The 8,015-nt window shown below is 41.0% G+C and carries 7 protein-coding genes and 1 tRNA gene; 7 read left to right on the top strand and 1 reads right to left on the bottom strand.

What is annotated here, in order from left to right:
* Positions 1 to 334: 334 nt before the first annotated feature.
* The 5 genes from CHX27_RS00920 to CHX27_RS00900 all read left to right on the top strand — a co-directional run bounded on the left by CHX27_RS00920 (position 335) and on the right by CHX27_RS00900 (position 4,037).
* A complete protein-coding gene (locus CHX27_RS00920; RefSeq protein ID WP_133063376.1) occupies positions 335 to 730 on the top strand; it encodes a hypothetical protein in 396 nt (131 codons plus the stop codon).
* 112 nt (positions 731 to 842) lie between these two features.
* Complete coding sequence (locus CHX27_RS00915) at positions 843 to 1,643, top strand: MbnP family protein (protein WP_094484901.1); 801 nt, start codon at positions 843 to 845, stop codon at positions 1,641 to 1,643.
* A complete protein-coding gene (locus CHX27_RS00910; RefSeq protein ID WP_243388929.1) occupies positions 1,636 to 2,694 on the top strand; it encodes a cytochrome-c peroxidase in 1,059 nt (352 codons plus the stop codon). Before CHX27_RS00915 ends, CHX27_RS00910 begins: the two co-directional genes overlap by 8 nt.
* Positions 2,654 to 3,640 carry a transporter gene (locus tag CHX27_RS00905; protein WP_094484900.1) on the top strand — a complete coding sequence of 329 codons (987 nt, stop codon included), beginning with the start codon at positions 2,654 to 2,656 and terminating at the stop codon, positions 3,638 to 3,640. Before CHX27_RS00910 ends, CHX27_RS00905 begins: the two co-directional genes overlap by 41 nt.
* A gap of 322 nt (positions 3,641 to 3,962) precedes the next feature.
* Positions 3,963 to 4,037, top strand: a tRNA-Val gene (locus CHX27_RS00900).
* Between the two features lie 64 nt (positions 4,038 to 4,101).
* Here CHX27_RS00900 and CHX27_RS00895 read toward each other — a convergent pair.
* The gene (locus CHX27_RS00895) at positions 4,102 to 4,647 is read right to left on the bottom strand and encodes a DUF1543 domain-containing protein (RefSeq protein WP_094484899.1); all 546 of its coding nucleotides are present in this window, start codon (positions 4,645 to 4,647) and stop codon (positions 4,102 to 4,104) included.
* Between the two features lie 84 nt (positions 4,648 to 4,731).
* Here CHX27_RS00895 and CHX27_RS00890 point away from each other — a divergent pair, with 84 nt between their 5' ends.
* Together CHX27_RS00890 and CHX27_RS00885 are read left to right on the top strand one after the other, a co-directional pair.
* Positions 4,732 to 5,262 (top strand): hypothetical protein, encoded by a 531-nt coding sequence (locus tag CHX27_RS00890; RefSeq protein ID WP_094484898.1) that lies wholly within the window; start codon positions 4,732 to 4,734, stop codon positions 5,260 to 5,262.
* 153 nt (positions 5,263 to 5,415) lie between these two features.
* Positions 5,416 to 7,605, top strand: a complete 2,190-nt coding sequence (locus tag CHX27_RS00885) for a glutamine synthetase III family protein (protein ID WP_094484897.1) — start codon at positions 5,416 to 5,418, stop codon at positions 7,603 to 7,605.
* Positions 7,606 to 8,015 lie beyond the last annotated feature (410 nt).

Below are 8,015 nucleotides of genomic sequence, written 5' to 3'. Positions count from 1 at the left end.
GGGCGGCAAGCGAGGATGGTAACCTGAGATTGATTACAAATCTGCGTCAGATCGCCATACCTGCTTATATTTTTTTTTTAGCATTTTAATTGCGCTAAACATTTAAAGCGTCGCTTACATCGTTGCATTTTTTTGTGATACCTCGGTATCGCAAAAAACATGCGCCTTGTAATCAACACTTTTAATGTTTTCTGACTTTGATTTTTAAATCTATCTCAGGTTATTAGCAATAGCCCGACCCGCCACAGATTTTTATGTCGAACTCACGTTTTTACGCACTTTGTGGCGGGATTTGCCCAAAAAAAAAGAAAAACACTAGTCGAATTATAACATATTGAAGTATTTTTGCGCCGTGAAAAGGTGTGCGTGTATTCTCGGTATTTTGTTCCTGCTCAAGCCGGTTTTTCCACTTTTTACGTATGTTTTAAATTACCAGTACATTGTCGAAAATCTATGTGTCAACCGAGAGAAACCTCAGTTGTCGTGTAACGGTAAATGTCATCTTGCCAAAGAACTGGCGAAGGAAGTTGAAAGCGAGCAATCTACCAACAACGATTCTTCAAAAAAAGAAAGTAAAGGATTTTTCGAAACCTTGTATTATTTGCCAGCAATTACCTCGGCCGAATACAACACTTTTTGCAACAAATTACCCCAAAAGATTTACTTAAATTTCGAACTAAAGCCACTTCCGGGTTACTATAATATTATTCAGCCTCCTCCCAACGTTTAAGATTTCATTTCGGTTTATTTGAAATTGAACTTTATTCTGTAAGGTTCAGCTCGCTGTTGTATGCGCGTTGCTACAGCTAATTTTTTTTTATAAAAATCATAAAATATTTAAAATGAAATCTTTACATAAATTTCGCGTAGCTATGGGCTTCGCAATACTAGCATTATTATTTTCATGCTCTTCTGATGATGAGGCGATTACTGGCCAAGGCAAACTTAATTTAGAATTTGATCAGGTTTTTGGTGGTGCGGATTTAATTCTGCGCACGCAGGCAAATGCATTATCGAATGGAGAAGTTTTAAAAGTAGACGAACTAAAATACATTGTAAGTAATATCCGTCTTACAAAATCTGATGGAACTGTTTTTACTTATCCTAAATCGGAATCGTATTTTATTGTTGATGAAAGTGATATTCAAACACAGCTACTGACTCTCGACGGTGTTCCTGCCGGCGATTACATTTCGGTAACTTTTGGTATTGGAGTTGATCAGGAGCAGTTTAATCTTGGAGCTGCAGGTCAGGGCAATTTTTTAGCACTTGCCGAAGCGGAAAGCATGATGTGGAGCTGGTCGGCAGGATATAAGTTTTTAGTTTACGAAGGTACTTTTACGACGCCAACAGTAACTGATGCTGAGACCTTTATGGTACATACAGGAAGAACGGGCATTGCCTATAATTACACCGAAACAACGCTAACTTTACCCGAAGCTGCTGCAGTAAGAACTTCAGTGACGCCTCAGGTTCACATTTTTGCCGATGCGAAACGGATTTTAGAAGGACCGAATGCTATTAGCTTAGAAGAAAATAGTGCTACAGGACTCGGTGCTATGATTATGGGTGGTGCGATTTTAGGTGAAGTCACAACAAACGTTTCTCAAGCGTTTCAGGTAAATCACGTACACAATGATTAAAACAGATAAAATGCGCCTTTCGAAAAAGATTGCAAGTATTTTTATTGCCACGGCAGTAGGTCTTTTAAGTAGTTGTGGTTCGGATGATGATTCGTACACGGAGATTGATCTGAGCTTTCAAAGACCCGCGAATTTTCCGGCACCTACCTACGATTATGCTGCGAATCCAGCTACGCGTGCAGGTTTTGAACTCGGGCGTAAGTTGTTTTACGACGGTCGTTTATCTTCTGATGGTGTTGTTTCTTGCGGATTTTGCCACGAACAAGCGGCTGCTTTCACACACCACGGTCATAGTGTAAGCCATGGCGTAAACGAACAAATCGGGACACGAAATACGATGCCGATCCAAAACCTTGGATTTTACGACAGCTTTATGTGGGACGGTTCGGTAGATCATCTCGATTTAGTAGCAGTAGTTGCTTTAACTTCTGAAATTGAAATGAACGGCAATTTTCAGCAAATGCTGTCACTTTTTGGAACCGATCCGGAGTACAAACGTTTATTTGAACAAGCGTTTCCCAACGAGCAGATTTCAACAGAAAAAATGTTGTTAGCACTCGGACAGTTTATGTCGCTTATGGTTTCATCAAACAGCAAATTCGATAAGTGGCAACGTGCCGAAGACGGTGTTACACTAACTGCAGAGGAGGAATCTGGTTACGAAGTATTTCAGCAAAAATGTGCCTCGTGTCATGCCGGGAACTTGTTTACGGATCAATCGTTTCGCAACAACGGACTAGTGATTAATCCGTTTGTGAACGATTTAGGAAAGTATCGAACAACCCAAATAGAAACCGATAAGTACAAGTTTAAGGTTCCGAGCTTGCGAAATGTTATGAAAAGCGCCCCGTATATGCACGATGGCAAGTTTCGAACACTTGACGCTGTACTTGATCATTACACTTCCGGAATTCAACAAACGCAGAATATCGATCCAAGTTTAATCAACGGAATACAACTTTCAGAAACGGAGAAAGTACAAATAAAAGCTTTCTTAAACACTTTAACGGATGAAGAATTTCTTAATGACAGCAGGTTTGCGCCGTTTTAAAAGAGCTGGTTACTTGCTGTTTTTGTTCTGTAGCGCCTGGGGTTTTGCACTAGGCCCGATCGACAGTGTAAGTACGTTTTCAGAGTCATTTCGTTTTAATCGCTTGTTGTGCGACGCCTGTGGTTGTTCGGCAAGTGGCGGAAGTATGGGATTTTCTACTGTGGGAGAAAACTCATTTTTAGGTGTTCGCAGCATGTATCAGCGGTATGAAAGTAACGATCGATTGTACACCAATTCGCCCTGGCGATTAGAGCAGTTTAGAACGTACCAGATTTGGACGCGTTTTCGCATCAGCACTAAACTAGAACTTACGGCACAAGTTCCGTGGCAGCATCACAACCGAGAAACCGCTACGGGAGTGCAAACCCGCACAGGTTTGGGGGATGTAAGCATAAATGCTTTATACAAACTTTTTTCTTCAGAGAACGAAGCCAAAACTAAATCGCATCGTTTTCACGGCGGTTTGGGAATCAAGTTGCCTACAGGCGAATTTGATCAAGCGAACAGCAACACAGTTAATCCAGCTTTTCAGTTGGGAACAGGTAGTTTTGATTTCACTATTCTTGGAGAATATGTATTTGAGTATCAAAAGAACGGTATCAATATAATGACCTCGTATTTAATTAAAATGGAAAACGAACGCCGATATCGATTTGGAAATCAAACGAATTTGACAGCAGTAGCTTATCGCAAAGTAACAGTTTCGCATTGGCAAATGTTACCACAAGTGGGTGTGGCTGCTGAATTTTTTGAATCGAATTACAGTCGCGGTTCTCGCGTAGAAGACACGTCAGGACAAGTCGCTTTTGTGCGAGCCGGATTCGATGTTTCCCGAAAATGGATCAATGCAGGCTTTTCGGCCATGTTGCCTGTCGCGCAGGATTTAAATAATGGTAAGGTTCGAGCACACGAACGTTTGAGTGTGCATTTGAATATCATTCTTTAAACTTGAGTTCTATACTAAAATTAAAGTCAGAAAAGATAGAAATGACTGATTACGAGGCTGATTGTGGTATCGCACAGAAATTTAGCGTTGCAAGCAGTCGTTTACAGGATTAGCGGCTTTGAAAAACAATCTGATTGTTAGTTTTATTATAGGAAATGGTTTGACGATGATTTTTAATCAAACTCAGGTTGTAAGGAAAGTACTTGGTAATCAGAAACAAGAATTCGCAGTTGCTTTTTCCCGATGTAAAAGTGACTGCGAAGTTTTGTTACATCGGTATTTCTTCTCATTTTTGTGATGCTGTACAAGCAATCCACAAAAAGGGCGATTAGCTCAGCTGGTTCAGAGCACTACCTCGACAAGGTAGGGGTCACTGGTTCGAACCCAGTATCGCCCACTTTTTTCAATCTCTAAAGCTTCCTCAACGGGAGCTTTTTTTCGTTTTCTATCGCTGTAAATCTTTAAAACTTATCGATAGGGAAGTAGCCTAAAATAAGTTCGTCTGCTGGCGAATCGGTGGGTGTGATGTCGATCGTAAAATCGGGATACAGCGCTTTTAGATGTTCGTTAACCTGGAAAACTTCGTCGATGTCGAGTGCATATTTGTCGTCTACATGAGCAGGTGCACCTTTTGCGTTGTAATCCGTAAAGAAGAGGTCTTTTTTAACCCGTGCCGTCGCCTCCGCTAACGATTTTGCTATTACAATTTTCAAATCGTGAAATTCGGTAAAAACACCGGGTTTGTATCCTCCTAAATTAAAAACAAATAATTTTAAATCGGTTGTGGCTGGTTGGGTACTTACTTTAATGGAAAATCCGGAAACGACGTGCATTTTAAGATAGCCATCGATATGAAGTGATTTTCCCGCCTCCGGCCAATGATTTTTTATCGCGTTTTTCAAATCTTGGGGTTTTTCTGCGATACCAAAAAACAGATCGTGCTGCTCAATGAGTCGGCCGTTTGGTGTTCCACCCAAAAGAAAAAGGTATATAAATGGATTTTTCATAGTAAAACTTTAAAAAAGTATGCCAAAGTATAATAAATGGTTTGATTTTTGGTTAGGTATTTTTACATCAAAAAACGAAAGATTATGAAAAAACTACTTTTTACACTGAGTATACTAAGCGTAGCCTTATTTTCAAGCTGCGAAGGCGATCCAGGGCCAGCCGGACCTCCAGGAACCAATATCGAAAGCGAGGTTTTTGAAGTTAACGGAACTTTTACTCCTGCAAACCAATATCAGGTATTTTACGATTTAAACCCAGCTATTTTTGCTTCCGATAACGTGTTAGTTTACGAACTTTCTGGTGTTGATAACGGATTAGCCATTTGGAAACTCTTACCGCAAGTTTATTTTCCTTTTGGAGACGATAGAATCATGCAATTTAATTACGATTTTACTCGTGAAGACTTCAGTATTTTCGTAGATGGTAATTTTGATTTAACGACTACTCCAGACGCAAATACGTTTTTTAATAATCGCGTTTTCCGAATCGTAATTATTCCAGGCTTTTTCAGTAGAGGCGTTGCAAGACCTGATCACAATAATTACTACGAAACCATCGCAGGATATGGAATAAACGATCAAAACGTAACCATACTTCCACAGAAGCAACGCTAAAAGCAACATACATTAATAAGAATCCGCTTTCGAGCGGATTTTTTTTGCAATAAGAAATTGTAAATTTTTTAGGGGTGTAAATGCGAAAAAATAAAATTCGCTTATATTTGCCACATAAAAATAGGGGGTATCCTCAAAAAAACAATTAAATTTATGTCAACACTACGTTTTCGTGCCTTACAAGAGGCGTCTTCGCGCAAACCGGTAAAATTTGAAGAAACCGACAGAAAATCTGTTTTATTCGGATTAAATGTTTTCAATCAGCGTGCTATGAAGCAGTTTTTAACGCCTGATGCTTACAAAGGTGTACAAGATGCCATTCAGCATGGAACTAAAATTGACCGTAAACTGGCCGATTACATTGCCATGGGAATGAAAGAATGGGCTTTAACTAAAGGGGTAACACACTACACACACTGGTTTCAACCTTTAACGGGCGCAACCGCTGAAAAGCACGACGCGTTCTTCGAAACTTCGTACGATGGTTCAGATCCATTAGAGAAATTTGGCGGCGGACAATTAGTACAACAAGAACCAGATGCCTCGAGTTTCCCGAACGGAGGTATCCGAAATACATTTGAAGCACGCGGTTATACAGCTTGGGATCCAACTTCTCCTGCATTCATTTTTGGAACTACTTTGTGTATTCCAACGGTGTTTATTTCATACACCGGCGAAGCACTCGATTATAAAACACCACTGTTGCGTGCATTAAATGCTGTAGACGAAGCAGCGACCGACGTATGTAAGTACTTCGATAAAAATGTAAAGAAAGTAACTGCCACTTTAGGATGGGAACAAGAGTACTTTTTGGTAGATACCGCTTTAGCTAACTCGCGTCCGGATATATTAATGACGGGTCGCACGTTGCTCGGACATACTTCCGCAAAAGGACAACAATTAGAAGATCACTACTTTGGGTCAATTCCGTCACGAGCATTGAATTTTATGCGCGAATTAGAACAAGAGTGCATGCTTTTGGGAATTCCAGTAAAAACTCGTCATAACGAAGTAGCGCCAAATCAGTTTGAAGTAGCGCCGATTTTTGAAGAAACGAACTTGGCTGTTGATCACAACTCTCTTTTGATGGATGTGATGCAGAAAGTAGGTGAGCGCCACGATTTTAAAGTTCTTTTCCACGAAAAGCCTTTCAAAGGTGTAAACGGTTCCGGAAAGCACAACAACTGGTCGATGGCAACCGATACCGGCGTAAACTTATTGTCGCCCGGAAAAACGCCTATGAGCAACTTACAGTTCTTGTCGTTTTTCATCAATACCATCGTTGCAGTAAACAAATACGAAGAGTTATTGCGTGCGAGTATTGCAACGGCAAGTAACGACCACCGTTTAGGAGCTAATGAAGCACCGCCTGCTATTATTTCCGTATTTATCGGACAGCAGCTTACCAAGGTTTTGGCCGAGTTGGAAGGCGTTTCAGACGGAAAACTTTCGCCGGAAGAAAAAACCGATTTAAAACTGAACGTTGTTGGAAAAATTCCAGATGTATTGCTCGACAACACCGATCGTAACCGTACGTCGCCGTTTGCCTTCACAGGAAACAAGTTCGAATTTAGAGCGGTAGGTTCGTCGGCAAACTGTGCCAATGCCATGACTACGCTTAACGCAATCGTAGCCAAGCAATTGCGCGATTTCAAGAAAGAAGTAGATGCCCTAATCGATGGTAAAGGTTTAAAGAAAGACGAAGCTATTTTCAATGTTTTGCGCGAATACATCAAAGGTTCGAAAAACATTTTGTTTGAAGGCGATGGCTACAGCGATGCGTGGGAACAAGAAGCGGCAAAACGCAAGTTGAGCAATCACAAGACTACGCCAAAAGCTTTGAAAGCTAAAGTAAGTAAGGCGGCTTTGGATTTGTTTTCTGAACTGAACATCATGAATCATGTTGAGGTAGAGGCACGTTACGAAATCGAGCTCGAAGAATACACGAAAAAGATTCAAATTGAAGGCCGTGTATTGGGCGATATTGCTCGTAATCACGTGATTCCAACGGCAATTCGTTATCAAAATACACTGATTGAAAACGTGAAAGGTTTGAAAGAAATTTTCGGAGCCGATTACGAAAACATCGCCCGTGAGCAAATTGCGTTGATTAAAGAAATAAGTGGTCACATAGCAGGCATTAACACCAATGTAGAGCAAATGACCGAAGCACGTAAGCGCGCAAATGCCCTAACTGATGCACAGGCTATGGCAGAGGCGTACTGCGACGAGGTAAAACCTTATTTCGAAGTTATTCGCGAGCACTGCGACAAACTCGAGTTGTTGGTAGACGACGAAAGTTGGACACTCACCAAATACCGAGAGTTGTTGTTTACGCGCTAATCATACCGGGAACTGATCTTTATAAAGCTGCTTGTTTATTCGAGCAGCTTTTTTTTGCAGTCTTTTCTTTTTTTTTTGGGCGCGCCGGCAAACGAGTCGTCGCTGCGCCAAAGAGGTTCACGCCGTCACGTGTTCCGCTGTATCTTTTTGGCAAACGTTCGGTGGAAATTAAAATCGCCAAAAAGTATGCCGCTGCACCCGTTCGCGCGGGAAAGCTGCGCAAGATAAAAGATTTCGATATTTCGAGATTGAAAGATTTCGAGATTAAAAGATTTAAAGATTGGGAGATTGGACTTTGACAAGCTCAGGCAACGGCGATACGTGGGTTCAGTTGGGCAAAACGATACGTATAGTGGCGAACGTAACGAAGTCTTTCCCGATAGCTATCGGGACTCAAATCTTAATACTAA

Source organism: Flavobacterium aurantiibacter, assembly GCF_002251775.1.
Classification (GTDB): domain Bacteria; phylum Bacteroidota; class Bacteroidia; order Flavobacteriales; family Flavobacteriaceae; genus Flavobacterium; species Flavobacterium aurantiibacter.
Note: the sequence above shows the minus strand (reverse complement) of the source record. Positions and strands in the feature narration are given on the sequence as shown.